The following is a 25,473-nucleotide window of genomic DNA, read 5'->3' on the forward strand; positions in this document are numbered from 1 at the left end:
GCTAACTAATGGGAGCTTCACTTAATGAAATAAAAACTAAGATTGCCTCAACGAAGAAAACAAGTCAAATAACTGGAGCCATGCAAATGGTTTCCGCTGCGAAACTTCAAAAAGCTGAATCTCATGCCAAAGCATTTCAAATTTATGCTGAAAAAGTTCGTAAGATTACAACTGACTTGGTTTCCTCTGACAATGAGCCTGCAAAAAATCCGATGATGATAAAACGAGAAGTTAAAAAAACTGGCTATCTTGTAATTACTTCGGATCGTGGACTTGTCGGTGGCTATAATTCAAATATTTTGAAATCTGTCATGAATACTATCCGTAAACGTCATGCTAATGAAAGTGAATATACTATTCTTGCACTTGGCGGTACTGGAGCAGATTTCTTCAAAGCACGCAATGTTAAAGTTTCTTATGTCCTTCGTGGTCTTTCAGACCAACCAACTTTTGAAGAAGTTAGAGCGATTGTTACAGAAGCGGTAACTGAATATCAAGCAGAAGAATTCGATGAACTCTATGTTTGCTATAATCATCATGTGAACTCATTGGTAAGTGATGCACGTATGGAAAAAATGTTGCCTATTTCTTTTGAAGAATCAGGTCAACAAAAACCATCTCTTGAAACATTTGAATTAGAACCAGATCGTGAAACAATCTTAAACCAATTGTTGCCACAATACGCTGAAAGTATGATTTATGGTTCAATCGTTGATGCTAAGACAGCAGAACATGCTGCAGGTATGACAGCAATGCGTACTGCAACTGATAATGCTCACTCTGTTATCAATGATTTGACTATTCAATACAACCGTGCTCGTCAAGCATCGATTACGCAAGAAATTACGGAAATCGTTGCAGGAGCCTCAGCGCTTTAATTTACTGATAGGAATTCTGTCAGTGATGGCTTTGAATCTTAATTGTTTTTGTCAGTAAAATTTTTACTGACAAACATAAAAATGAATAGAAATTCTGTTCTTTGACAGAAAATAAAAACAGGAGGAAAAACATTGAGTTCTGGTAAAATTACTCAGATTATCGGTCCCGTCGTTGACGTGGAATTTGGTTCTGATGCCAAATTGCCTGAGATTAACAATGCCTTGATTGTCTACAAAGATGTCAATGGCCTAAAAACAAAAATTACTCTTGAAGTTGCTTTGGAACTTGGTGATGGTGCAGTTCGTACAATCGCTATGGAATCTACTGATGGCTTGACTCGTGGACTTGAAGTCCTTGATACAGGTAAAGCAGTCAGCGTTCCTGTTGGGGAAGCTACTCTTGGTCGTGTTTTTAACGTCCTTGGTGATGTTATTGACGGTGGGGAAGAATTTGCTACTGATGCAGAACGTAATCCTATCCATAAAAAAGCTCCAACATTTGACGAATTGTCAACTGCAAACGAAGTTCTCGTAACTGGGATTAAAGTTGTCGATTTGCTTGCACCTTATCTTAAAGGTGGTAAAGTCGGACTTTTCGGTGGTGCCGGAGTTGGTAAAACCGTCCTTATTCAAGAATTGATTCACAACATCGCCCAAGAACACGGAGGTATTTCTGTGTTTACTGGTGTTGGGGAACGTACTCGTGAAGGGAATGACCTTTACTGGGAAATGAAAGAATCAGGCGTTATTGAAAAAACTGCCATGGTCTTTGGTCAAATGAATGAACCACCAGGAGCACGTATGCGTGTTGCCCTTACTGGTTTGACAATTGCGGAATATTTCCGTGATGTTCAAGGTCAAGACGTATTGCTTTTCATTGACAACATCTTCCGTTTCACACAAGCTGGTTCAGAAGTTTCTGCCCTTTTGGGACGTATGCCTTCTGCCGTTGGTTACCAACCAACACTTGCTACTGAAATGGGGCAATTGCAAGAACGTATCACTTCTACTAAGAAGGGTTCTGTTACATCTATCCAAGCGATTTATGTCCCTGCCGATGACTATACTGACCCAGCGCCAGCTACAGCCTTCGCTCACTTGGATGCAACAACTAACTTGGAACGTCGTTTGACACAAATGGGTATTTATCCAGCCGTTGACCCACTTGCTTCATCATCACGTGCGCTTACACCTGAAATTGTTGGTGAAGAACACTATGAAGTGGCAATGGAAGTTCAACGTGTCCTCCAACGTTATAAAGAATTGCAAGATATTATTGCCATTCTTGGTATGGATGAATTGTCTGACGATGAAAAAATTCTCGTTGGACGTGCACGTCGTATCCAATTCTTCCTTTCACAAAACTTCCACGTTGCGGAACAATTTACTGGTCAACCTGGTTCATATGTACCAATTGACAAAACTGTTCATGACTTCAAAGAAATTTTGGAAGGTAAATATGACGAAGTCCCTGAAGATGCTTTCCGTGGTGTAGGTCCAATTGAAGATGTACTCGAAAAAGCAAAATCAATGGGTTATTAATTCGATTTCTGATGAATTGAGAAAGTGAAAATACTCTATTGACTAAAAAAATTACTGACAAAAAATTCTGTCAGTAAAAGTTGATTGAATTGTAAAATTTGAGTGACTGTTAGAGTTTTGTTTTTAGAAAAGTATTTTTTATCTTTGTAATTTAAATTTTCATAGAAAAAATTGGAGGAATCGAATGTCTGAAAACGTCATGACACTTCAAGTAATTACCCCTGCTGGTATGATTTACGATCACCATGCAAATTACATTACTGCTCGAACTACGAATGGTGAAATTGGTATTTTGCCAAATATGATTTCAACGATTGCTGGACTTGAAATTGATGAACTTAAAGTTCGTCGTCCAGATGATGAAACACATGTTGATTATATTGCAGTAAATGGTGGAATTATCGAAATAAAAGATAGTCTTGTAACAATTGTTGCAGACTCTGCAGAACGTAATCGTGATATTGATGTATCACGTGCGGAACGTGCAAAAATTCGAGCTGAAAAAGCACTTGAAGTTGCTAAAGCTGAGAAGAAATCAGATGAAATAAATAGAGCGGAAGTAGCACTCCACCGAGCGCTTAACCGGTTGAATGTTTCGTCTCATAGATAAAAAGCACCTACGGGTGTTTTTTTATTTTAAGGGAATAAGATTGCAAAATAAAGACAAACATGTTAAAATTGATGGAGTTCTTTAAATAAAATACTGCAAATTAGAGAGGGGCAACGTGATTCTTGATTATTGTCATCAGCTATTGGATGTACTAACAAAGCTAGAAGAACTTTTGCAAAGTTCAGATGAGCTGAAACAAAATTATGAACGACGAGTCGCCCGTCAGGTTGAGTGGCAAGCAATTTTTCTAGGATTTCTCATTTCTTCGATTTTAATTGTTTGGTTTATGACCGAAAAATCTGGTATGTTTGGGAGAGTAGCAGCAAAAACAGGTGCCACAGAAGTTTTTGTAAGAATGTTCTCAATCAGTTTTGTTGCCCTGGTGTTAGGTAATGGTATACGTATAGGCTCCCAATGGTTATGGATGAGAGACTATTTTCCTTTAGGGAAAAGAATGGGTAAAAGATTATTTTTGAAAAAATATCAAAAAAAAGAAAATGAAATTATAAAAAAAATAAACCAGATTCTAAAAGAAGAAATTTTAGAGGTGCCTCAACTACCAGAAAAATATCTTAATTCGCGAAGCTTGAATTATATCATCGGATGTATAGAAGATAAAGAAGTTAAGAATTTATCAGAAGCGATTAACTTATTAGAATTAGAATCTCAAGATTTGCAAGTTCGTGATTTAATTATGAATGAAAAGAGTGCTCTTCTTAAATCAAGGCAGTTAGTGAGTGAAAGTCAATTACAGTAATTTATAAGAAAGGAATTAAGTTTGAACAATAACGACAAATATTTTAAGTTAACAACTTCTTATTTAATAAAGAAAATTAATTTTTGTTCAAAATTGATTCTTTTTATAATAATTTTCACTTATTCACTGTCATTCCATTTTTTAAATGATGCTTTCTACAAGAGTGTTCAGGCAGATACTACAATTTCTCAGCTAGTTCCAGATCAGAGTTTTGATACTGGAAACCATATCTATCCTCCGCAGTCGAATCAGAATTCGGCGTTATGGACAAATATAGGGTCAGCTGAGACTGTAGAAACGTCTACCTTTTCAGTGAATTTAGTAAATAATAAGTCTAAATCTGCTGGATATGCTTTATTTAATGGTGCGATTGATATGACTCAGAAAGTCAGCTTTTCGGGTAATTTTTCATTACAAGCTAATTCTAGTACAGACCCTTTTGCTGCTGGTGATTCTCTAGGATTTATCTTAACACCAAAATCTACAGATTTTATTGCAAATAATTTGAAATCAAATTTAGCTGCCGATGGGACTTCAAATGTTGTTGGAAAGTATTTGGGTATTGGTGGCCTGTCAGATTCAATCTTCATGGGTAGAGATCTATATCAAAACTCTGATGTAGATTTAGACGGATCTGGTACAGAAAACGCGGCATCTAACAATGTTTCAATTCGTCAGACAAATAATTTGGGGGAGTTAATTAAACAGGCTTATCCAACCACTTCAGTTCCAAATACTGGAAGTACAATTACTGAAAATATGAAAATAGACTGGCAGCCAAGTAGCACACTTACTAATGATAAGAATGTAACAGGGGAATTAACATATACAATCTCGTCAGAAAATAGGGGGAAAGCTACAACTCTTTCGGAAAAAATAACAGTTGCTCGTTCAATGTCACTGGGAATAATTGGCTCGACTGGAGGTAATTTTGGACGTTTGACCTATTCGAGTACAGAAGATGAGTTTAATGCTTATAAAGGAACGCAGAGTGTTCAGGTTAACTATCTTGATCAAGATACCAACCAACCAATAACAAATTTTTCCCCTTCCATTATAAAAGCTAATGTGGGAGATACAATTAAGGTGTTAGGTAAACAGCTCAGGGATATTGTTGATATAAATACCTTTTCTTTCCTTACGCCAGAAATACCCGGGTATATTTTTGTGTCTGCCCCTCCTTTAGTTGTGGCAAATAATGATTCGGAAAATAATGTAATTAATGTTACTTATAAGAAGCTTCCTATTGGAAAAGCACATTTTAATTATCAATATAGTTCTGATGTGGTAGACCAGTCGATTTTACTGCCAACAATTAATGATACTGAAGGTGAGATAAATGAAGCAGTTATTATGCCTGAACTCCCTAATTTACCGGACAATTACTATATTTCGAAAGTAGTGACAACTGATGGTCAGCAATATGCTACTTTAAAAGATGCAATCTCAGGTGAGAAATATAAAAATCAAGAGTTGCACTTTACACTCATCGTTTCAAAAGTTGTTGTACCTACCACAAGTGATAACAATTCAAGTAAGCAGAGTTCTACAGCAGAAAGAAAAAATGAACAAGGTAAACAAACTAGCAAGGATTCAACAACAGTAGATCAACCACAGGAACAAGAGACTATAAAAAAAGAAGCAATTCATAAAAACGAGAAACCTAATAGTGAATCAAATGATACCTTCAAAGAAGTAAACAAAGAGATTGATTCACCACTTAAACTGCCTTTAAAAATGCCTACAGAGATTTCCCAAATGCCTCAATCATCTGTTGTAGCAATAAATAACGAGCAGTCTAAATATCCAAACGTGTCAGCTCATAATTTGGAAATACAAGTGGCAGGAACAGCTGGAATATTTGCTGGCGGTGTAGTTGCTATTGGAACAATTACAGGATTTAATAAGTTTTATAAATTTTTTAAAATAGTAAAAAAATAAAAACCAGAGCTCTGGTTTTTATTTTTTCAAAAACACTTGTATTTATAATAAAATAGAGTATGAATAAATAAAAAAATCCCATTTAAATTTTAATGGGATTTTTCTATTTTATGCATTCAAAACTTTTGATAAGAAGTCTTGTAAACGGGGATGTTTTGGGCTATCAAAGAGTTCTTCTGGTGTACCATCTTCCAAGATAACTCCACCATCCGTAAAGATTACACGGTTAGCAACTTTACGTGCAAAGCCCATTTCGTGAGTAACAATAAGCATTGTCATTCCTTCTTCGGCCAATTTTTGCATAACGGCTAGAACATCACCAACCATTTCAGGGTCAAGTGCTGAGGTTGGCTCGTCAAAGAGCATAACGTCAGGATTCATTGCGAGGGCACGGGCGATAGCAACACGTTGTTTTTGACCTCCTGAAAGCATTTCAGGCATTGCATCTTTTTTATCTAACAAGCCAACTGTTTCAAGAAGTTGAATTGCTTTTTTATCTGCATCATCTTTTGACATCTTTTTCAGTTCAACTGGAGCATAAGTAATATTTTGCATCACAGTCATATTTGGGAAAAGATTGAAATGTTGGAAAACCATTCCAACGTTTTGACGAACAAGATTAAGATTTGTATTTTTATCAGTAAGGTTAAATCCGTCAATAATAATATCGCCAGAAGTAGCTGTTTCAAGCCCATTTAAAGCTCTAAGAAAAGTTGATTTTCCAGAACCTGAAGGGCCAATGATGCAGACTACATCACCTTTTTCAAATTTTGTTGTAATTCCTTTTAGAACTTCGTTTTTTCCAAAAGATTTGTGAAGATCAGTGACTTCGATTTGAGTATTGATTCCCATATTAGTATGTTCTCCTTATTTCATTCTTTTTTCTACGCGACGTCCAATCCACATCAAGAAGAGGAGGACAATCATGTAAACTAAACCAATTAATCCATAAACACGGAAGGCTTGGAAGTTACGTGCCACGATAATTTGACCTGTTTGGAGCAATTCAACAAGTCCGATAACTGAAACTAATGTTGTATCTTTCAATGTGATGATGAATTGGTTAATCAAACTAGGGATTGTAATTTTAATGGCTTGAGGTAAGATAACCTTGCGCATTGATGTCAGGTAAGTCACACCGAGTGAACGACTGGCTTCCATTTGTCCAGAAGGTACAGCTTGAACACCAGAACGAACGATTTCTGCAATATAAGCAGAAGAGTTCAAAGTAAGGGCGATAACACCCGCTGTAAATTCATTAAGTGGTGATTGATGACCCGTAATGATTTGTAACAGGTTAGGAATTCCGTAGAAGATAAAGATTGTTAATACTAAGAGCGGAATTGAACGGTTAAGGTCAACATAGATGCGTGCAATTGTACGTAGAATCTTGCTTGGAGCTACTGAGAAGAGTCCAAAGATAATTCCGACGATCATTGCTAAGATAAATGAGAGAATGGCAAGTTCAAGAGTAACGAGTAGACCACGGCCAATTTGTTCCCAGTTATTTTGTAAAATACCAAAGAAAGTATTTTCTTTTGCACTTGATTGGATTGTTTTAGCATCACTCGCTAAATATTTATCAATGATTTTATCATATTCACCATTGGCACGGAGATTTGCTAAACCATTGTTAAACATTTCAATCAACTCTGGATTGCTTCCTTTTTTAACAGCAAATCCATATTGTCCATCAGGAATTGGTTTAATTGGAGTGGCAAATTTTTGCCCTTGTTTAATGGCGTATTTAATGACGGGTTCGTCATCCATTAGAGCATTGATAGAACCGTTATTCAATGATGAATACATGGTTGTTGCATCAGTGAAAGTTTTTACAGTGTAGCCATATTCTTTTGCATGGGCATTAAGATAATCAAAAGAAGCAGTTCCGTTTTTAGCACCAAGTGTTTTACCTTTAAGGTCTTTCCATGACTTGATAGAGTCATCTGTACTTGATGTGGCAATAGTTAAGTTTGAAGAATAGTAAGGACTACCATAATCGAAAACTTGTTTACGAGCATCAGTGATTGACATTCCTGACATCATTCCGTCAGCATGTCCAGATTGAACAGAGTCAACAGCTGCTTGGAAACCAATGAAATTCCATTTTAGTTTGAAACCTTGGTTTTTAGCAATAGCGTTAAGCAAGTCAACGTCGATACCAGTGAATTGTTTATCATCATTTTGGAATTCAAATGGAGCGAAGCTATTATCTGAAGCAATGGTGTAAACATCTTTTTTAGGTGTTGCTTTTTTAGTGGCAGTAATCCCATACTTTTTGAGGATTTTATCATAATCTCCGTTTGATTTCATTTCAGCGAGTGCTTTATTGAAACCATCGACGAGCGTTGAATTTTTGCCTTTCATTACGGCAAAACCATAGCCTCCTGGAAGGGAGATTGATGGGAAGTTCATTGCTAAATCTTGCCCTTGTTTCATAGCGTAAGAAATAACTGGAACTTCGTCCATTGCTCCAGCAATATTACCAGAGCTTAGAGCGGCAAACATATGAACACCGTCAGAATAGGTTTTGATTGTGTAACCATATTTCTTTTGATTTTCTTGAAGCCATGTTTGTGCAGCAGTCCCATTTTTTGCTCCAACTGCTTTACCTTTAAGATCACTGTAATCAGAAAGTTTAGAGTCTTTAGTTGTAGCAATGGTTAATGCTGATGTATAGTAAGGATTTGAAAAATCAAAAGTCTCTTTACGTTCATCAGTGATTGTCATTCCTGCAATTACACCATCTACTTGTCCAGCTTTAAGGTTTTGGAGAGCTGCATCAAAACCAGGATATGACATTTCTAATTTCCAGTCATTGATTTTAGCAACTTCTTGCATGATATCAACATCAATCCCTACCCATTTTTTCTGACCATTTTGAAATTCAAATGGAGCGTATGAGCTATCGGATGCAATTTTTACAGTTGTCTCGGCCTTAACCGAAGGTGCGACTAGGAAAGCTGTAACAGTGGCAAGCATCATTGCCAGAGCGAAAAATAATTTCTTCATTTTGTCTCCTCGAATATGAGATTTGAGCTTGTCTTCTTTTAAATATAAAAAAATGAAAATTAAAAAAATGTTCTTCTAAATAAGTGTTGGAATAACATTCTTTTAGTTTCCTATATTTATTAGGAGCTAAGCTCAGTTTATTTTATTCTGGAAAAATTATACCACAAAAGTTGCTTATAAGCAAGCTGATGTTAGGTTTTCTGACATTGTTTGACCATTAGTTTTGAGATTTCTCTGATAAATTATAAGAAAGTTGTTATTGTCAAAAGGCCCTTTTTGTTGTAAAATTGAACGAGTGCTTGAATGAATTCTTTATGGATGTATTCTATTTAAGTAAACAAAACTATTGTAAGAATTTTTAACTTTTGAAAAGGAATATTATGTTTGTACAACTTTCGATTTTTGGTTTCTTTAATGACTGGATGGCTAATTTTGCCCAGATGCCTAATGGTCATATTTGGATATATGTTGTTTTAGGGGCGATTATTTTTATTGAAACAGGATTAGTGATTTTCCCCTTCTTGCCTGGGGATTCCATTTTATTTTTTGTTGGTTCTTTGGCAGCAATGTCAAACGGAAAATTATCTATTGGCTTATTGATTTTGGTGATGGGGATTATTGCCTTCATTGCTAATCTGTTGAATTATGAAATTGGTCGAAGATTTGGGGATGTCATTCCAAAACATAAATGGCTTTCTCGCTTCTTAAAACCAGAATATATGGAAGAAGCTCATCAATTTTTTGAAAAATGGGGTTCTTGGGCCATTTTCTTAGGGCGATTCATGCCAATCATTCGGACGATTGTTCCATTTACAGCTGGTGCTGGTAAAATGCCACATAAAAAGTTTATTTTCTTTAACTTCATCGGTGGTTTTGCTTGGGTTATTGTTGCCTTAGGTGCAGGCTATTTATTTGGTGGAATTCCTTTTGTTAAAAAACATTTTGAAATCATCATGATTGCCATTGTCTTTGTGTCACTACTACCGGCAATTATTGGCATTTTGAAACGCGTTCTTGGAAGTCGCAAGGAAGCTTAACTTTATGATAAAATAGGACTTACAAAACTGTCAGTCCTTTTTTTTATCGATTGATATGTCAATGACAATAGAATTTACTGACAAAGACACTAGCATAGTTGAGCCTTTTGCGTCTTGCGCAATTATGGATATATTAGTAGTTTCATCAGTAATTTTGGAGAATTTTTATGAACATTAACGGCTACACTCGTATGGCTGCTGTTGTAGCAAACCCAATTAAACACAGCTTGTCACCATTTATTCATAATCTGGCTTTTGATTTAACGAATGAAAATGGTGTTTATTTAGCATGGGAAGTTGAGGCTGAAAAATTGCCAGCTATTGTGGATAATGTTCGTACTTTGGACATGTATGGACTTAATATTTCAATGCCTTATAAAACAGAAATTATTCCATTTATGGATGAATTGAGTCCGGCAGCTGAATTAATTGGAGCTGTTAATACAGTAGTCAATCAATCAGGGAAATTAATTGGACACAATACAGATGGCATAGGATTTTTCAATAGTTTAGAAAAATATCATTTCAATATCCAAAATAAACAAATGCTTATTCTTGGTGGAGGGGGTGCAGCAATTGCAATTATTGCTCAGGCAGCTTTGTCTGGAGCTAAAAAAATTGTGGTCGCAGCAAGAAAATCGGCCTCATATATTCCGCTAAAAGAGAAGTTGGAAAAGCTGTCAGTAAAAACAGGGATTGAAATTTTACTGACAGACTTATCTGAAGCTGATAGATTACAAAAAGAGTTGAAACAGACCGACTTATTAGTAAATGCAACCTCAGTTGGAATGGATGGAGAATCTTTGCCGCTGGAAAAGAGCTTAGTTCTTCCTGAAAAACTTTTGGTGGTAGATGCTATTTATAAAGTTAGAGAAACACCATTTTTACGTTGGGCAAAAGGGCAAGGAGCTCAAACTGAAAATGGACTTGGCATGCTCATTGGACAGGCGGCGGAAAGCTTTTATTTATGGACAGGTAAAAAAATGCCTGTTGCAGAAATTACATTAGAAATGGAGAAAGAAGCATGAAATTAAATGTGAATTTACCAGAACATCCCTATGATGTCATCATCGAAAATGGGGCCTTGGCTAATATTGGAACTTGGGTTTCTTCATTGTGGAAGAAGCAAAAAATTGTTTTGATTTCTGATAATCATGTCAATGGACTTTATGGTCAAAAAGTTGTTGACCAACTTGAAAAAGTAGGTTTTGAAGTGGCAACTTTTGAATTTCCGGAAGGAGAAGCTAGTAAAAATTTACTGACAGCCGAAAATGCTTGGAACTTTTGTGCCGAATTTGGATTGACTCGTTCTGACGGAATTATTGCACTCGGTGGTGGAGTAACAGGTGATTTAGCTGGTTTTGTAGCCTCTACTTACATGCGTGGCATCCATTTCTTACAAATTCCAACAAGTTTGACCGCCCAAGTGGATAGTTCTATTGGTGGGAAAACAGGAATTAATTCCAAAATGGCTAAAAATATGATTGGGACTTTTACACAGCCTGACGGCGTGTTAATTGACCCAGAAGTTCTGCAAACGCTCGGTCAAAGAGAATTCCGTGAAGGACTGGGGGAGGTCATCAAGTGCGCCCTAATTGCTGACAAAGACCTCTGGAATTTACTGACAGACTTGTCAGCGGATGATTTGGTAAAAAAGCTTGATAAGATTGAAGAAATTATCTATCGGTCTTGTGAAGTAAAACGAAAAGTGGTTGTTGATGATGAATTAGACAATGGTGTACGGCTCTATTTGAACTTTGGTCATACAATTGGACATGCTGTTGAAAATACTGCAGGCTATGGCAAAGTGATGCATGGAGAAGCAGTTGCTATTGGAATGGTTCAAATCAGTAAAATTGCCGAACTCAAAGGTCTTATGCCCAAAGGGATTACTGACCAGATCCGAAAGATGGTCAAAAAATTTGGTTTACCTGACGAATATCAACCTTGGGATGAAGAGCTTTTGTTTAAAGCATTAACTCATGATAAAAAAGCACGAGGAAGAATCATCAAAACCGTTATTGTTCCTGAAATTGGCACCGCTAAAATTAATGAAGTGACTTTTGAAGAAATGAAAGACTATCTCAAAAAATAACTTGAGTTATTCGGAGAGGAACCCTATCTAAAAATTACAAAAATGTGGTAGCATTAAAAAACTCCCAGCTTTTATAAAAGCTGTAAAAACACTTATTTAAAGGAGAAACGATGTATATTTACCTAGCTTTTGCTTTAGTTGGCGGTTTTTTACTTGCTAATCAAAATCCAATCAATGCAGATTTACGAAAAATTGTTGGCTCACCATTTTTAGCCTCTGGAATTTCCAACTTTGTTGGTTCGATTTTTTTAGGAATCATCACTCTAGTGACAAGTCAAACACTTTTTCCTAGTTTTCAATTTGTTGGCTCACACCCAGCATGGATATGGATTGGTGGAGTTCTTGGTGGGATTTTCCTAACGTCTAATGTTTTACTTTTTCCAAGATTAGGAGCTGTCCAAACAGTGATTTTACCTATTTTGGGTCAAATATTGATGGGGACACTTATTGATTCATTTGGCTGGTTTCATGCCATGCAACTTCCGATGACTCTGATGCGCTTTTTGGGAATTATTATTACTTTAGCTGGTGTTATTGTCGCGGTTGTTCTTCCTAATTTAAAAGAAAAAGAAGCAGAAACGAACCAAACTAACTTACTAGGCTGGCGGATATGGGCGGTCATCGTTGGGGCAATGTCAGCTGCTCAACAAGCAATTAATGGCCGATTGGGAGTTTTACTTGAAAATACTGCACAAGCAGCCTTTGTTTCGTTCTTCATTGGATTTTTAGCTATTTTTATCGTGTCTCTTTTTATTGACCACCGTTTGCCAAAAATTTCAGAATTAAAAAAAGCAAAACCTTGGAATGGAATTGGTGGATTTTTAGGAGCCTCATTTGTTTTTGCAACAGTCGTTGCTGTTCCGCAAATTGGTGCAGGGCTGACAATTATGATGGGCTTGATTGGACAAATTTTAGGCAGTATGTTGGTTCAACAATTTGGTTGGTGGCGCTCAAGTAAATATGGCATTCAAATTTGGCAAATTGTTGGGATTCTAATTATGCTGACCGGAATAATATTCATTAAATTTTTATAAAGTAGCTAGTAATATGGAACAGGGCTTCACGCTCACTGCCTTCCGTCTGCGCGTTCACTAAGCAGTAATACCTATAAAAGAACTTAGAAAATTGAGGATAATCACTCTAAAATGTTTACTCAAAAATCATTTGAAATTTTTAAAATAGAAGGTTTAGAACCAAGAATGACTGAGATTCGTTCTGAAATTCAACCTGTTTTTTCTGAAATTGGTCAAAAGTTACTGACAGAGCTGTCAATAAAAATTCCAAATCAAGAATTTTACTTTCACATCGCTCAACATCGCGGAAGAACAGCAAATGCGCCTGAAAATACTTGGTCAGCAATTTCCACAAAAGTCCGTGGTTATAAAATGGAAGCCCATTTTCAATTAGGAATTTGGGAAGATTACGTTTTTATTTATTTATCAATGATAGACCAGCCTAAAAAGCAAAAAGAATACGCCAACTTACTGACAAATCTGTCAGTAGAAAAGTTACTGACAGAAGATTACGTAATCTCAAAGGACCATACAAAAGCAGAAACTTATCCCCTGTCAGCATTTAGAGAAGCCGCTGAACGCTTAGGAAAAGTAAAAAAATCTGAATTGGAAATTGGACGGGTTTGGCCTAAAGAAAGATTTAACGGCAAAGAGGACTCAATAATTCTAGCGGAAATGATAGAAACAATTGACCAACTCCTACCGATTTATCAAAAATTAATGGAGGTCTAATCTAATGACGACATTTATTTGGGATTTAGATGGAACACTAATTGATAGCTATGAGGTGTTTTTAGAAGCCTTGTCCGAATCATTTGCAAACTTTAACCTACCATTTGACCGAGAAACAGTATATAATTTTATAAAAGGTCAGTCAGTCAATGCTTTACTAAAAGAACAACCCGTTCCTTTTCAAGAAATAAAAGAAGATTTCACGACAAATTCAACAGCTAAAAATGACAAAGTTAAATTAATGGTTGGTGCAAAAGCCATTTTAGATTGGACTCAAAAAGAAAATATTCAAAATTTCATTTATACTCACAAAGGGAAAAATGCTTATGATTTGCTTAATCAGCTGGAAATTTCCCCCTATTTTTTAGAAATAGTCACTTCTGAAAATGGATTTAAAAGAAAACCTCATCCTGAAGCAATCAATTATTTACTTGAGAAGTATAAATTAAAGCCTGAAGAAACCTATTATATTGGTGACCGAATCCTTGATATTGAAGCAGCCCATAATAGTGGCATTCAATCAATCAATTTTCTTTCAGCAAAAAATTCACAGCAAATTAATAAATTAACAGATATTATTCAAATTTTTGAAATGAAATAAGTAAAAAGTTACTAAAAATGGAGGTATAAAATGCGTTATTTTACAGCGGGAGAATCTCACGGCCCAAGACTTACAGCAATTATTGAAGGAGTGCCAGCCGGTCTCTCATTGTCAGCAGAAGATATTAATATTGAACTTAAACGTCGTCAAGGCGGCTATGGTCGTGGCGGACGGATGAAAATTGAGTCTGACCAAGTTGAAATTACTTCAGGCGTTCGACACGGAAAAACAATTGGTAGCCCGATTACACTTAATGTTACAAACCGTGATTTCAAGAATTGGGAACAGATTATGGCAGCCCAAGATGTTGAAGATAAAATTAAAAAGCAACGTCGTTTGACCAAACCACGCCCAGGACATGCCGATTTAGTTGGCGGAATGAAATATGAATTTGAAGATTTACGAAATGTTTTAGAACGTTCGTCAGCGCGTGAAACAACAATGCGTGTTGCGGTTGGAGCTGTGGCAAAAAAACTACTTCACGAATTAGAAATTGAAATAGCTAATCATGTCGTAAATTTTGGCGGACGAGAAATTACAAGTCCAGAAAATTTAAGTGTTCAAGAGATTCGTCAGACAGCCGGCCTTAGCGATTTGTCTATTTTTGATGAGAGTCAAGCAGAAGAATTACGCAATTACATCGACCAAATAAAAAAAGCTGGAGATACAATTGGTGGAATAATTGAAACCAGAGTAGAAGGAGTTCCGGCAGGTCTTGGTTCTTATGTCCAATATGACAGAAAGTTGGATGCAAAAATTGCTGCTGCGGTTGTTTCTATCAATGCCTTCAAAGGAGTTGAATTTGGACTTGGATTTGAAGCAGGAAAACGACCGGGAAGTCAAGTGATGGATGAAATCATCTGGTCTGAGGATAAAGGCTACACTCGTTCAAGTAATCAGTTAGGCGGTTTTGAGGGAGGAATGACAAATGGTGAACAAGTCATCGTCCGTGGAGTCATGAAACCTATTCCAACATTGTATAAACCCTTGATGTCTATTGATACCGAAAGCCATGAACCCTACAAAGCAAGTGTAGAACGTTCTGACCCAACCGCTCTTCCAGCAGCAGGAGTTGTGATGGAAAATGTAGTAGCAACGGTAGTCGCTCAAGAAATCTGTGATAAATTTAATTCAGATACAATGAATGAACTAAGAGACGCTGTAGCCAGTTACAAAAAGCGCTTGTCAGAATATTAAAAAAAACAAAGCCTATCTTGGGCTTTTTTTATAAAATAAATAACTTACGAATTTGTAAGTTTTCAGGTGTACATTTCTTGTTACAATGAATTTATCAAGAAAACATAAGGAGAACAAAATGAAAAAAATACTTTTTGGAATAATAGCACTTATCATCCTCGTCGGTGGAGCAGGTTTTGCATGGTACAAAGTAAGTTATGGTGGAGGAACCTACTACGTTCAAATCACAAAAGACGGAAAAGAAAAAGAAGTCAGTGATAATTCAGGAAAAAAATTTAAAGAATATGATTATGATATAAAATCCTATCAAAAAGATGGAAAAGAAAAGAGAGTTACATTTATGGCAGACCACAATCTCCGTAAAGAAGCTTACCTGAAGTTAACAGTTAATTCCGTTAAAGGAGTAACCTCTTGGGAAGAAGTTAAAAAGTCAGAGGTTCCTAAAGAAGCCCTTAAGAAATTAAATAATAACTCATAAAAATAGTCTCAGAAAGAAAGAGGAAAGAACATGACATTTTTGCAAATTAATATTATGCTAATGACCATTACAGTTATTTTGTCTTCACTAATGGGCGCTTGCCTCCTTTATTCCATGAAGGCAATGCGAACACGTTTAACTAAAATAAATAAAAAGAACGAAATTGAAAGATAAGATAGGAGAAAAACATGTTACTCGAAGTAAAACATCTCAAGAAAATTTTTAAAACAAGATTTTCAAAAGAAGAAACCACAGCCCTAGTTGACATTGATTTTGGTGTAGAAGAAGGCGAATATATTGCCATTATGGGGGAATCTGGTTCAGGAAAAACAACCTTGTTGAATATCCTATCAACTCTTGAAAAACCAACTTCTGGACAAGTACTCTTAAATAAAGAAGACATTACGGCTATTAAAGATAAAGAAATTTCTGCATTTAGACGTGATCATCTCGGTTTTGTCTTTCAAGATTTCAATTTACTTGATACCCTTAACGTCAGAGACAATATTTACCTTCCACTCGTTTTATCAAAATCAAGCGTAGAATTAATGAAGAGTAGACTAAAAATTCTCGCACCTAAACTAAACATTGAAAATCTCTTAGAAAAACAACCTTTTGAACTTTCAGGAGGACAAAAACAGCGGGTTGCTGTAGCACGTGCCTTGATTAGCCAACCTGATTTAGTTCTTGCCGATGAACCCACAGCGGCTTTGGACTTTAAAAACTCAGAAGACTTACTCAACCTTTTTGAAGAAATTAATGATAGTGGTCAAACCATTATCATGGTTACTCACTCAAGTTTAGCTGCAAGCCATGCGAAACGTGTTCTTTTTATAAAAGACGGTGTTCTTTACCATCAACTTTATCGTGGTGAAAAAAGCTCAACTGAATTTGCAAAAGAAATTACTCTTTCAATGACTGCTTTCTTGGGAGCATCAGAGGATGAGGAGGTGTCCTTAAATGCTTAGTTTAAAACTTGCGGCCAATAACATCAAAAAGGGATTTAAAAGTTTTGCACCTTTTTTAATGGCCTCAGTTACGATGTTCGTAATGATTTTCGTCACAGCATCAATCGCTTTATCTCCCTCTATTAGTAAATTAAAAGGAGGGAGTTCTCTTTCACAAGTGATGGGATTTGCATTGATTGTTTTATCTATTTTTGCAGTTCTTATCTTAGTTTATAGTTATCGCTTTTTACAAACTCAGCGCTCTAAAGAATTTGGACTTTATGATATTCTTGGCTTTGGTAAAACAAGAATTGTAGGAGTCGCATTTTTAGAATTACTCTTAAGCTATATCATTACGGTTATTGTTGGAACGATTTGTGGGATTGCTTTTTCAAAATTTCTCTTCTTAGTGTTTGTAAATATGATTGGAGGAAATTATTTTAATCTAGTCATCAGTCCCACAGCAATTTTATTACTTGCCATTCTCTTCTTTGTTTTCTTTTTAGTTTTAATGATGATCGGAGTTTGGATTATCTGGCGTTCTTCAAGTCTTGATCTTCTAAGAGAAGAGTCAAAAGGTGAAAAAGAACCAAAATCAAATTTATTTTTCGCCATTGCCGCAGTCATTCTTTTAGGAGCTGGTTACTATATCGCTTTAACGGTTGAAGACCCAATGGCAGCAATAATGAAATTCTTTATTGCCGTTTTACTTGTTATCTTTGGTACTTATCTTTTCTATATTAGTTTTACCGTTTGGTACCTTAAATTGAAAAAGAAACGTCCAAGTTACTATAAACCAAATAATTTCATTACAACAAGTTCTATGCTTTATCGAATGAAAGCAAATGCTGTTGGTCTAGGGAATATCACTATTTTGTTATCTATGACAATTGTGACCGTAGTTGTCAGTTTAGGTGTTTTTCTTGGAACTGAGAACTCAGTAAAAACCTACTATACCCGAGAAGCAAAGACTTATTCGGTTGCAAATAATACGGATGTAAAACAAGACATTGAACGAATTAAAAGTGCCGCAGCTAGCAAAAATATAGAAATCAAAAATCTATCTGATATGTACTATGCTCAAGATTTACAAGCCGATAGAGTCAAGTCGTCTAAAGATCAATTTATTACTTCAAATAAGCAAGGAGTGATGTTTGATAAAAATTCATATTTTGCGACCTTAACAACTGCTCAAACACTTAAATCTTTAGGAAATAAAGATATTCCTTCTTTAAAAGACAATCAAGTCTTACTTGTGGACATATCGAAAAATAAAACGTCATTTGATAGTAAGATCAAATCAATTCAATGGTATGGAGAGACTTATCAAGTTGCTGACACGCTTAATTCTGTTAAAGATTTTCCATCAAGCAGTGTTGTAACGGTTTCTTCTAAGGTTATGATGATTGTCTTTGCTAATAATCAAGCTTTTGATAAAGGACTCGCTAATTACAATAAAACAATTAGTGATGATCAAGGATTTTCAAATCTTGCATCAACATCAATCATCTTTGATATCAAACCTGTTGATGAAAAAAGATTTACTAAAGCTTTCAAGGAAGAGTTTAAAGATAATAAAGATTTATCGATTTCATATAGAAGTGAAGCTTTGCAAGATCAGCGCGCTCAAATTGGAGGATTTGTCTTTGTTGGTTTTGTTTTAGGAATTAGTTTCATTCTTGGAGCTGCATTAATTATCTACTACAAGCAACTCTCAGAAGGGGCACAAGATAAACGCTCATTCAAAATTCTACAGGAAGTGGGACTTTCAAAAGAAGAAGTTCAAAAAACAATCAAATCACAAGTTCGTTTGATATTCTTCCTACCATTAGTTATCACTATCGCCCATTTTGCTGGTGCATATTTAATGATTGAAAAAATAATAATGTTGTTTGACATTAATGACCGCTCAGTTATTTTTACTATTTCCTTAGCAACAATTGCAATCCTTGCAATTATTTACTACCTCATCTATAAGGCAACGAGTCGTGTTTACTACAAAATTGTTGAAAGATAAAAAAGAAGGCATAAATATGCCTCTTTTTTTGTTTAAATCCATATAGAAGAAACAAGGGAAGGAAAAAGCTACAAAAGAGAGCTACTTTTGATATAATAAAAGGAACAAAAACAATGGTTTTCTCGGCACTAAATGTATCTTTTGTTAGAGAAAAATAGTTACCTTTAGGGAAAGGAAAATATGACGATCTATCTTCATTCAATTCAAATTGGAGTTCTTCTCTTTTTTATATTTTTATTTATATCATTAATTCCATATTTGATTGTACAATATCGTCGGTATGGTCGGATTAATTTTTGGCGCTTTTTTGTCAATTTTTCATTTATTCTTTATCTCATTTGCGCTTATGCCATGACAATTTTCCCGCTTCCTCCTGTGAGTGAAGTAGCAAAAATGACAGGTCCAAAGCAAAACTTAGTTCCATTTGAGTTTGTTCGTCAATTTATTTTATATAGTCCTTTTAATATAAATGAACCTTCAACTTGGCTTGCAGCTCTAAAAGATTCAACATTTATCCAACCATTTTTTAATCTACTTTTAACCTTGCCTTTTGGCCTTTATTTAAGATATTTATTTAAACGCTCATTTAAACAAACTTTTGTTTTAAGCTTTTTGCTAACTTTATCATTTGAACTTATCCAAAGGTCAGCTCTTTTTGGACTATATCCTCGACCTTATCGTTTGTTTGATGTTGATGATTTAATGATTAATACGCTTGGAAGTTTAATTGGATTTGGAATTGCGGTTATTTTTAGTCGATTTTTACCAGATTTGGATGCAACTAAGGTTGAAAGTTCAAGAGTTAGTCTTTCAAGACGTTTCATTGCCTTTTTAGTTGATTTGGTTCTTATTTTTATCATTGGAAGTCTATTTCTTCCAACAGGCTATTATTCAGAATTAATAATTTTAGGACTTGTCCCGCTAGTTCTCAAAGCAACGCCAGGTCAATTATTATTGAGAATTCAAATAAAAGCTAAAAATCGTTTCAGAATTGCTTTGCGCCAATTTTTATCTTTTGGAAACTTTGCTTTGATTGTCTCAGCAGAATATTTTCTTCAACGTTCAGGTACAATACCTCAGGATCAATTGGGACAAAACTTTTTACTTATTTTACTCTTTTTAGGATTGAGTCTTTTACCTCTACTAGATGTTTTAATTGCTTTTCTCTCGAAAACAAGAAAACTTTGGTATGAAAGAGTGAGTGATACAGAAATGATAGCAAAATTGAAAACAAATGAGGAGTGAATATGACTAAAATATTTATTGTAGAAGATGATGAAATTATTGTGAAAGCAATTAAGATTGCCTTAGAAAAAGAATTTCAAGTCAGAAGTGTTTCCAATTTTCGAGCAGTAAAACAAGAAATTATGGAATTTGAAGCAGATTTAGTATTAATGGATATTGGGCTACCATTTTATAGTGGTTTTTATTGGACAAATGAATTAAGAAAGCTTTCCCAAATTCCTATTATCTTTATTTCTTCGGCATCGGATGATATGAATCAAGTAACCGCCATGAATCAAGGAGCTGATGATTTTGTAACTAAGCCATTTTCATTAGAAATTTTAAATGCAAAAATAAAAGCTTTACTGCGCAGAAGTTATTCTTTTTCAGGGATTGAAAAGTTAGAATTTGCTGGTTATGTTTTATCTGAAAATACTTTGATTTCAACTCAAGAAGGTGAACGCGAAGAAATTGAGCTAACAAGTTCTGAAAATAAAATTTTAACTCTTCTTTTTCGTGGAAATGGTGAAGTGGTGACCAAGGAAAAAATTCTACAAGAGTTGTGGCAAACAGATGAATTTATTGATGCAAATACTTTAAATGTAAAAATGACTCGTTTACGCAAAAAACTTGGTGAAATTGGCTTTGATAAGCATATTATGACAAAAAGAGGAAGTGGTTATGCTCTGGTTTAAATTTTTTAAGTCTAAAATTCCACAAATTGGTGTCTTTTTGCTTATGTCAGCTATTTATATTGTGACATTTTGGCTTTGGCATCTACCAATGATGGCATTTGTTAACAGTACTTTATTTGCTGTCATTATTTTTATTATTTACCTTATCTCATCCTATTTTCGATGGAAAGCAAACTGTGAAGCTATTGAGAGAGTAGTGAAAGACAACGAAGAGTTGCAAAAAAAGTTAGAACAACAAAATCTTGCTGAGCGTGAAATGGAAGATATTATCAGGGTCTGGTCGCACCAGATGAAGGTCCCTTTGGCAGCTATTGATTTAATGACTCAAACTCAAGTTAATAGTGAGGAGCTGAAGAATCAGGTTTTTTCTTTAGAAAATTATCTAAAAATTCTTCTGGAATATCAAAGAATTAATAATTTAGCTACTGATTTCAGATTTGAAAAAGTGAGTATGGCTTCACTTGTGAAAGAATTAGTCAAAAAATATAGTAGCTTTTTTATTCAGAAAAACCTTTCAATCCAAATTGAAGGTGAATGGTTAGTCAATAGTGACCAAAGATGGTTGAGTCTGGCTGTTGAGCAATTACTGAATAATGCTGTAAAGTATACCAAAGAAGGTGGGATTCTAATTAAAATTAAAACTGGTGAATTAATCATTCAAGATAGTGGGATTGGGATATTAAAAGAAGACCTTCCTCGCCTTTTTGAACATGGATTTACTGGATATAATGGTCGGATTCAACAAAAGTCAACAGGTCTTGGACTTTATTTATCTAAATTAATTTTAGATAAATTAGAATTTGAAATTTCAATTAACTCTGAAATTGGAAATGGGACGTCTGTGACAATAACGAAAGAATAAAAATGAAAAAAATATTAATCATTGGACTTGGTCTCATTGGAAGTTCAATTGCCTTAGGGATAAAAAGAGCTCATCCTGATTTTGAAATTCTTGGCTCTGATCGTGAGAACATTCAAGAAATTGCTCAAAAGCGCGGAATTATTGATTCTAAAGTTAGCTTAGTTGAAGGAGCTCAAAAAGCAGATATTATTATTTTGGCTGTTCCAATTATAACCACTTTGGAGCTTTTGAAAAAGCTAGCAACTTTGAATTTAAAAAAAGGTCTTTTGATTACAGATACAGGTTCAACCAAGAGCGAAATTGTTGAACTGGCAAATCAACTTTTTGATGAAGACAAAGTACGATTTATCGGTGGACATCCGATGGCTGGCTCTCATAAATCAGGAGTAATGGCGGCAGATATTAATTTATTTGAAAATGCTTATTATGTTTTGACCCAAGAAAACCAAGAATTACGTGATTTACTTAAAGGACTTCATGCCAAATTTATTATTTTAGATGCAAAAGAGCACGACCGAGTCACTGGGCAGGTTTCTCATTTCCCGCATATTTTGGCTTCGGCCCTTGTTTGGCAGTCAGATGATTTTTCAAAAGAACATCCTTTAGTGAAACATTTAGCGGCTGGTGGTTTTAGAGATTTAACTAGAATTGCAGAGGCTGACAGTTTGATGTGGACAAGTGTCTTATTATCAAATCCAGAAATTACGATTGATAGAATAGAAAATTTCAAAAAACAATTAGATGAAATTGCTTTAAAAATTGCTAATAAAGATTCTGCAGCTATAGAACACTTTTTTGAACAAGGTAAAAAAATTCGTCAAGCCATGGAAATTCATAAAGGGGCTTTGCCAAACTTTTATGATTTATTTATTTCGGTTCCCGATGAAAAAGGAGTTGTTTTAAAGGTTTTAGGCTTACTAGAAGATTTCTCAATAACAAATGTAAAAATTAATGAAGAAAATCGCGAAGATATTCATGGTCAACTTCAAATTTCATTTAAGAGAGCGGAAGATTTAAAAGAAGCACGAGAAATTATTGAAAAAGCAACTGATTTTACAGTTGTTTGATAAAGATTAAAGATAGGACTTTCTTAGTCTTAAAATCTTAGGAAAAATTGTTGAAAATAAAAGGGCTCTGAGCGCCCTTTTATGCTATAATAAATACTAAAAAATGTTTAGGATAATATAATGAAATTAAAGATAAATTCGCAAGGCTTAAAAGGACGTTTAAAAGTTCCAGGAGATAAATCAATCTCACATCGTAGTATTATGTTTGGCTCTATTGCTAAAGGAAAAACTGTTATTTATGATATTTTACGTGGAGAAGATGTCTTATCTACTATTGAAGCTTTCCGTGCGATGGGAGTTGAGATTGAAGATAAGGGTGAGGTGATTACTGTCCACGGTAAAGGAATTTCAGAACTTAAGGCTCCTGAAAAAGCACTGGATATGGGAAATTCCGGAACTTCAACTCGCCTTTTATCGGGAATTTTAGCAGGCCTTCCTTTTGAAACTACTTTGTTTGGTGATGACAGTTTATCAAAAAGACCAATGGATCGTGTAGCAACTCCTTTACAATTGATGGGGGCAGAAATTGCTGGTCAAACCGATAAGGTTAAATTACCGATGACAATTAAAGGAAGCACGCATTTGAAGGCAATTGACTATGTTCTTCCGGTGGCTTCGGCTCAGGTAAAATCAGCTGTAATTTTTGCTGCTTTACAGGCAGAAGGGCTGACGAAAGTTGTTGAAAAGGAAAAAACACGCTCACATACGGAAGAAATGTTAGTTCAATTTGGTGGAGAACTAAAGGTTTCTGATAAAACAATTCTTGTACCTGGTGGACAAAAACTTGTGGGTCAAAAAGTAGTAGTTCCTGGAGATATTAGTTCGGCAGCTTTTTGGTTGGTTGCGGCCTTGGTTGTTGAAAATTCAGAACTTATTTTAGAAAACGTTGGAGTTAATGAAACAAGAACTGGAATTATCGAAGTCATTCAAGCAATGGGTGGACAGTTGGAAATTTTAGAGCAAGATAATGTGGCAAAGTCTGCAACTCTAAAAGTAAAAGCTAGTCAATTGAAAGGAACTGAAATTTCAGGTGATTTAATTCCTAGATTAATTGATGAATTGCCAATCATTGCTCTCTTAGCAACGCAAGCTCAAGGCGAAACAATTATTCGAGATGCGGCTGAGCTTAAAGTAAAAGAAACTGACCGAATTGCTGTTGTCGCGAATGCTCTTAATAGTATGGGGGCCAAAATTCAACCAACAGATGATGGAATGATTATTCAAGGTGGAACGAAACTCCATGCTCCAGAAAATTCAATTAATACTTTAGGTGACCATAGAATTGGAATGATGGCTGCAATTGCAGCACTTTTGGTTAAAAATGGGGAAATTGAGCTTGAACGTGCCGAAGCAATTCAAACAAGTTATCCAAGTTTCTTTGACGATTTAGAACAATTGTCGGAAAATATTTGAACTTAAGTGATTGGAAGTAAAAAATGAGTATCATTTTAATTGGATTTATGGGTGCGGGAAAGTCCACAGTAGCAAAACTTTTAACAGAAAATTTTACTGATTTGGATCAATTAATTGAAGAAGAAATTGAGATGCCAATTGCTGAATTTTTTGAATTATTTGGGGAAGCTGATTTTCGTAAAATTGAAAATGAGGTTTTTGAACTTGCGCTGCAAAAGAATATAATTATTGCAACGGGTGGTGGAATAATTGAAAATCCAAAGAATTTAGAGGCTCTTGATAGAGAAGCTGGAGTTGTCTTTTTGACCGCTGATTTTGAAACGCTTTGGGAACGAATTTCGATGGATTTGCAGAATGTTCGTCCTCTAGCGCAGGATAAAAAGGCCGCTCAACTTTTATTTGAAAAAAGAAAAAATGACTATGCAAAAGTGGCCGATTTAACGATTGATGTTACTGATAAGAGTCCTGAGCAAATTGTAGAAGAGATTCGTGAAAAATGGGGGATAAATTAAGATGAAAATTGCGTATTTAGGACCTCGTGGCTCTTTTTGTTCGGTGGTGGCTGAGACAGCATTTGTATCAGAAGAATTATTTGCTTATGATAGTATTCTGGATGTTATTGAAGCTTATGATGAAGGAAAATGTGATTTTGCTCTTGTTCCTATTGAAAATTCGACTGAAGGAACTGTGAATATGAGTATTGATAAAATTTTTCATGATTCTAAGGCGACAGTTGTGGCTGAATTTGTTTTGCCAATTTCACAAAATTTGCTGGCTCGTTCAAAAGAGGGGAAAATTGAACATATTTATTCCCACCCTCAAGCGCTTGCACAAACACGAAATTATTTACGAGAGCATTATCCACAGGCAAAGGTTGAAATTACGGATTCTACTTCAGCAGCAGCTGAATTTGTGAAAAATCATCCAGATTTGCCAATTGCAGCTGTTGCTAATTCTTACGCGGCTAAAATGTATGATTTAGAGATTGTTGCCAAAAATATTCAGGATTTAGCAGGAAATTCTACTCGGTTTTGGTTATTGGGAAAAGAGAAAAAATCATTTGATTTACTAAAAACAGGTGAGAAGGTGAGTTTGGCTTTGACTCTACCTGATAACCTGCCAGGAGCGCTTCATAAAGCGATTTCTGTTTTTGCTTGGCGTGATATTGATATGACAAAAATTGAATCACGTCCTTTAAGAACAAGGCTAGGTCAGTACTTTTTTAATATTGATTTAGTAAATAATGAAAAAAATAATTTAAAAATTCCTTATGCTCTTGAAGAACTATCAGGTTTGGGAGTAAAGGTTCGTTTATTAGGAAATTATGCAGTCTATTCATTGGGAGAGGTGTAAAG

Annotated in this window: 24 protein-coding genes; 22 read left to right on the plus strand and 2 right to left on the minus strand. The window is 35.2% G+C overall.

Going from position 1 to position 25,473, the window contains the following annotated elements:
• Positions 1-8: 8 nt before the first annotated feature.
• The 5 genes from HFD15_RS01170 to HFD15_RS01190 all read left to right on the plus strand — a co-directional run bounded on the left by HFD15_RS01170 (position 9) and on the right by HFD15_RS01190 (position 5,728).
• Entirely contained in the window at positions 9-878 is an 870-nt protein-coding gene (locus tag HFD15_RS01170) for a F0F1 ATP synthase subunit gamma (protein WP_025016981.1), read from the plus strand.
• 132 nt (positions 879-1,010) lie between these two features.
• Entirely contained in the window at positions 1,011-2,420 is a 1,410-nt protein-coding gene (gene atpD, locus HFD15_RS01175) for a F0F1 ATP synthase subunit beta (RefSeq protein ID WP_025016980.1), read from the plus strand.
• A gap of 184 nt (positions 2,421-2,604) precedes the next feature.
• Positions 2,605-3,030, plus strand: coding sequence for a F0F1 ATP synthase subunit epsilon (locus HFD15_RS01180; protein ID WP_004255278.1), 426 nt, complete (start codon positions 2,605-2,607; stop codon positions 3,028-3,030).
• 115 nt (positions 3,031-3,145) lie between these two features.
• Entirely contained in the window at positions 3,146-3,787 is a 642-nt protein-coding gene (locus HFD15_RS01185; protein ID WP_058208157.1) for a hypothetical protein, read from the plus strand.
• A 21-nt stretch (positions 3,788-3,808) separates the two neighbouring features.
• The gene (locus tag HFD15_RS01190) at positions 3,809-5,728 is read left to right on the plus strand and encodes a hypothetical protein (protein ID WP_058208156.1); all 1,920 of its coding nucleotides are present in this window, start codon (positions 3,809-3,811) and stop codon (positions 5,726-5,728) included.
• A 108-nt stretch (positions 5,729-5,836) separates the two neighbouring features.
• Here HFD15_RS01190 and HFD15_RS01195 read toward each other — a convergent pair whose 3' ends face one another.
• Together HFD15_RS01195 and HFD15_RS01200 are read right to left on the minus strand one after the other, a co-directional pair.
• Complete coding sequence (locus HFD15_RS01195) at positions 5,837-6,580, minus strand: amino acid ABC transporter ATP-binding protein (protein WP_003132766.1); 744 nt, start codon at positions 6,578-6,580, stop codon at positions 5,837-5,839.
• Between the two features lie 15 nt (positions 6,581-6,595).
• Positions 6,596-8,740: an amino acid ABC transporter substrate-binding protein/permease gene (locus HFD15_RS01200; protein ID WP_017864907.1), complete on the minus strand. Its 2,145-nt coding sequence runs from the start codon at positions 8,738-8,740 to the stop codon at positions 6,596-6,598.
• 380 nt (positions 8,741-9,120) lie between these two features.
• On the opposite strand from HFD15_RS01200, the gene HFD15_RS01205 reads away from it, so the two are divergent.
• The 17 genes from HFD15_RS01205 to pheA all read left to right on the plus strand — a co-directional run bounded on the left by HFD15_RS01205 (position 9,121) and on the right by pheA (position 25,471).
• Complete coding sequence (locus HFD15_RS01205; RefSeq protein ID WP_003132768.1) at positions 9,121-9,777, plus strand: VTT domain-containing protein; 657 nt, start codon at positions 9,121-9,123, stop codon at positions 9,775-9,777.
• 167 nt (positions 9,778-9,944) lie between these two features.
• Positions 9,945-10,805 (plus strand): shikimate dehydrogenase, encoded by an 861-nt coding sequence (locus HFD15_RS01210; RefSeq protein WP_012898335.1) that lies wholly within the window; start codon positions 9,945-9,947, stop codon positions 10,803-10,805.
• Positions 10,802-11,872 carry a 3-dehydroquinate synthase gene (aroB, locus tag HFD15_RS01215; RefSeq protein ID WP_003132771.1) on the plus strand — a complete coding sequence of 357 codons (1,071 nt, stop codon included), beginning with the start codon at positions 10,802-10,804 and terminating at the stop codon, positions 11,870-11,872. The genes HFD15_RS01210 and aroB overlap by 4 nt, the downstream gene beginning before the upstream one ends.
• 110 nt (positions 11,873-11,982) lie before the next feature.
• On the plus strand, positions 11,983-12,906 hold the full coding sequence (locus HFD15_RS01220) for a DMT family transporter (protein ID WP_023188539.1): 924 nt from the start codon (positions 11,983-11,985) through the stop codon (positions 12,904-12,906).
• Positions 12,907-13,017: 111 nt separating this feature from the next.
• On the plus strand, positions 13,018-13,617 hold the full coding sequence (locus HFD15_RS01225; RefSeq protein ID WP_167593253.1) for a DUF1054 family protein: 600 nt from the start codon (positions 13,018-13,020) through the stop codon (positions 13,615-13,617).
• Positions 13,618-13,621: 4 nt separating this feature from the next.
• Positions 13,622-14,218 carry an HAD family hydrolase gene (locus HFD15_RS01230; protein WP_023188540.1) on the plus strand — a complete coding sequence of 199 codons (597 nt, stop codon included), beginning with the start codon at positions 13,622-13,624 and terminating at the stop codon, positions 14,216-14,218.
• A gap of 30 nt (positions 14,219-14,248) precedes the next feature.
• Positions 14,249-15,415 carry a chorismate synthase gene (gene aroC, locus HFD15_RS01235; RefSeq protein WP_023164466.1) on the plus strand — a complete coding sequence of 389 codons (1,167 nt, stop codon included), beginning with the start codon at positions 14,249-14,251 and terminating at the stop codon, positions 15,413-15,415.
• 118 nt (positions 15,416-15,533) lie between these two features.
• A complete protein-coding gene (locus HFD15_RS01240; RefSeq protein ID WP_010906119.1) occupies positions 15,534-15,893 on the plus strand; it encodes a YxeA family protein in 360 nt (119 codons plus the stop codon).
• A 188-nt stretch (positions 15,894-16,081) separates the two neighbouring features.
• Positions 16,082-16,861 (plus strand): ABC transporter ATP-binding protein, encoded by a 780-nt coding sequence (locus HFD15_RS01245; RefSeq protein ID WP_012898329.1) that lies wholly within the window; start codon positions 16,082-16,084, stop codon positions 16,859-16,861.
• Positions 16,854-18,857 carry an ABC transporter permease gene (locus HFD15_RS01250; protein WP_033899972.1) on the plus strand — a complete coding sequence of 668 codons (2,004 nt, stop codon included), beginning with the start codon at positions 16,854-16,856 and terminating at the stop codon, positions 18,855-18,857. Before HFD15_RS01245 ends, HFD15_RS01250 begins: the two co-directional genes overlap by 8 nt.
• Positions 18,858-19,037: 180 nt before the next feature.
• On the plus strand, positions 19,038-20,102 hold the full coding sequence (locus HFD15_RS01255; protein WP_023188544.1) for a VanZ family protein: 1,065 nt from the start codon (positions 19,038-19,040) through the stop codon (positions 20,100-20,102).
• A gap of 2 nt (positions 20,103-20,104) precedes the next feature.
• Positions 20,105-20,776: a response regulator transcription factor gene (locus tag HFD15_RS01260; protein WP_003132782.1), complete on the plus strand. Its 672-nt coding sequence runs from the start codon at positions 20,105-20,107 to the stop codon at positions 20,774-20,776.
• Positions 20,763-21,638, plus strand: a complete 876-nt coding sequence (locus HFD15_RS01265; RefSeq protein WP_003132784.1) for a HAMP domain-containing sensor histidine kinase — start codon at positions 20,763-20,765, stop codon at positions 21,636-21,638. Before HFD15_RS01260 ends, HFD15_RS01265 begins: the two co-directional genes overlap by 14 nt.
• A 2-nt stretch (positions 21,639-21,640) precedes the next feature.
• Positions 21,641-22,705: a prephenate dehydrogenase gene (locus tag HFD15_RS01270; RefSeq protein ID WP_010906116.1), complete on the plus strand. Its 1,065-nt coding sequence runs from the start codon at positions 21,641-21,643 to the stop codon at positions 22,703-22,705.
• Between the two features lie 120 nt (positions 22,706-22,825).
• The gene (gene aroA / locus HFD15_RS01275; RefSeq protein ID WP_023188546.1) at positions 22,826-24,118 is read left to right on the plus strand and encodes a 3-phosphoshikimate 1-carboxyvinyltransferase; all 1,293 of its coding nucleotides are present in this window, start codon (positions 22,826-22,828) and stop codon (positions 24,116-24,118) included.
• Positions 24,119-24,141: 23 nt separating this feature from the next.
• Complete coding sequence (locus tag HFD15_RS01280) at positions 24,142-24,630, plus strand: shikimate kinase (RefSeq protein WP_017864896.1); 489 nt, start codon at positions 24,142-24,144, stop codon at positions 24,628-24,630.
• Position 24,631: 1 nt separating this feature from the next.
• Positions 24,632-25,471: a prephenate dehydratase gene (gene pheA, locus HFD15_RS01285; protein ID WP_023188548.1), complete on the plus strand. Its 840-nt coding sequence runs from the start codon at positions 24,632-24,634 to the stop codon at positions 25,469-25,471.
• The last annotated feature ends 2 nt before the right edge of the window (positions 25,472-25,473 follow it).

Source organism: Lactococcus sp. EKM203L (assembly GCF_011800585.1).
Lineage (GTDB): Bacteria > Bacillota > Bacilli > Lactobacillales > Streptococcaceae > Lactococcus > Lactococcus lactis.

What these genes read in the sequence shown, in the direction of transcription:
- HFD15_RS01170 (WP_025016981.1), top strand. Translation starts at nt 9, where the DNA reads ATGGGAGCTTCACTTAATGAAATAAAAACTAAGATTGCCTCAACGAAG.
- HFD15_RS01180 (WP_004255278.1), top strand. Translation starts at nt 2,605, where the DNA reads ATGTCTGAAAACGTCATGACACTTCAAGTAATTACCCCTGCTGGTATG.
- HFD15_RS01195 (WP_003132766.1), bottom strand. Translation starts at nt 6,580, where the DNA reads ATGGGAATCAATACTCAAATCGAAGTCACTGATCTTCACAAATCTTTT.
- HFD15_RS01200 (WP_017864907.1), bottom strand. Translation starts at nt 8,740, where the DNA reads ATGAAGAAATTATTTTTCGCTCTGGCAATGATGCTTGCCACTGTTACA.
- HFD15_RS01205 (WP_003132768.1), top strand. Translation starts at nt 9,121, where the DNA reads ATGTTTGTACAACTTTCGATTTTTGGTTTCTTTAATGACTGGATGGCT.
- HFD15_RS01210 (WP_012898335.1), top strand. Translation starts at nt 9,945, where the DNA reads ATGAACATTAACGGCTACACTCGTATGGCTGCTGTTGTAGCAAACCCA.
- aroB (WP_003132771.1), top strand. Translation starts at nt 10,802, where the DNA reads ATGAAATTAAATGTGAATTTACCAGAACATCCCTATGATGTCATCATC.
- HFD15_RS01220 (WP_023188539.1), top strand. Translation starts at nt 11,983, where the DNA reads ATGTATATTTACCTAGCTTTTGCTTTAGTTGGCGGTTTTTTACTTGCT.
- HFD15_RS01225 (WP_167593253.1), top strand. Translation starts at nt 13,018, where the DNA reads ATGTTTACTCAAAAATCATTTGAAATTTTTAAAATAGAAGGTTTAGAA.
- HFD15_RS01230 (WP_023188540.1), top strand. Translation starts at nt 13,622, where the DNA reads ATGACGACATTTATTTGGGATTTAGATGGAACACTAATTGATAGCTAT.
- aroC (WP_023164466.1), top strand. Translation starts at nt 14,249, where the DNA reads ATGCGTTATTTTACAGCGGGAGAATCTCACGGCCCAAGACTTACAGCA.
- HFD15_RS01240 (WP_010906119.1), top strand. Translation starts at nt 15,534, where the DNA reads ATGAAAAAAATACTTTTTGGAATAATAGCACTTATCATCCTCGTCGGT.
- HFD15_RS01245 (WP_012898329.1), top strand. Translation starts at nt 16,082, where the DNA reads ATGTTACTCGAAGTAAAACATCTCAAGAAAATTTTTAAAACAAGATTT.
- HFD15_RS01250 (WP_033899972.1), top strand. Translation starts at nt 16,854, where the DNA reads ATGCTTAGTTTAAAACTTGCGGCCAATAACATCAAAAAGGGATTTAAA.
- HFD15_RS01255 (WP_023188544.1), top strand. Translation starts at nt 19,038, where the DNA reads ATGACGATCTATCTTCATTCAATTCAAATTGGAGTTCTTCTCTTTTTT.
- HFD15_RS01260 (WP_003132782.1), top strand. Translation starts at nt 20,105, where the DNA reads ATGACTAAAATATTTATTGTAGAAGATGATGAAATTATTGTGAAAGCA.
- HFD15_RS01265 (WP_003132784.1), top strand. Translation starts at nt 20,763, where the DNA reads ATGCTCTGGTTTAAATTTTTTAAGTCTAAAATTCCACAAATTGGTGTC.
- HFD15_RS01270 (WP_010906116.1), top strand. Translation starts at nt 21,641, where the DNA reads ATGAAAAAAATATTAATCATTGGACTTGGTCTCATTGGAAGTTCAATT.
- aroA (WP_023188546.1), top strand. Translation starts at nt 22,826, where the DNA reads ATGAAATTAAAGATAAATTCGCAAGGCTTAAAAGGACGTTTAAAAGTT.
- HFD15_RS01280 (WP_017864896.1), top strand. Translation starts at nt 24,142, where the DNA reads ATGAGTATCATTTTAATTGGATTTATGGGTGCGGGAAAGTCCACAGTA.
- pheA (WP_023188548.1), top strand. Translation starts at nt 24,632, where the DNA reads ATGAAAATTGCGTATTTAGGACCTCGTGGCTCTTTTTGTTCGGTGGTG.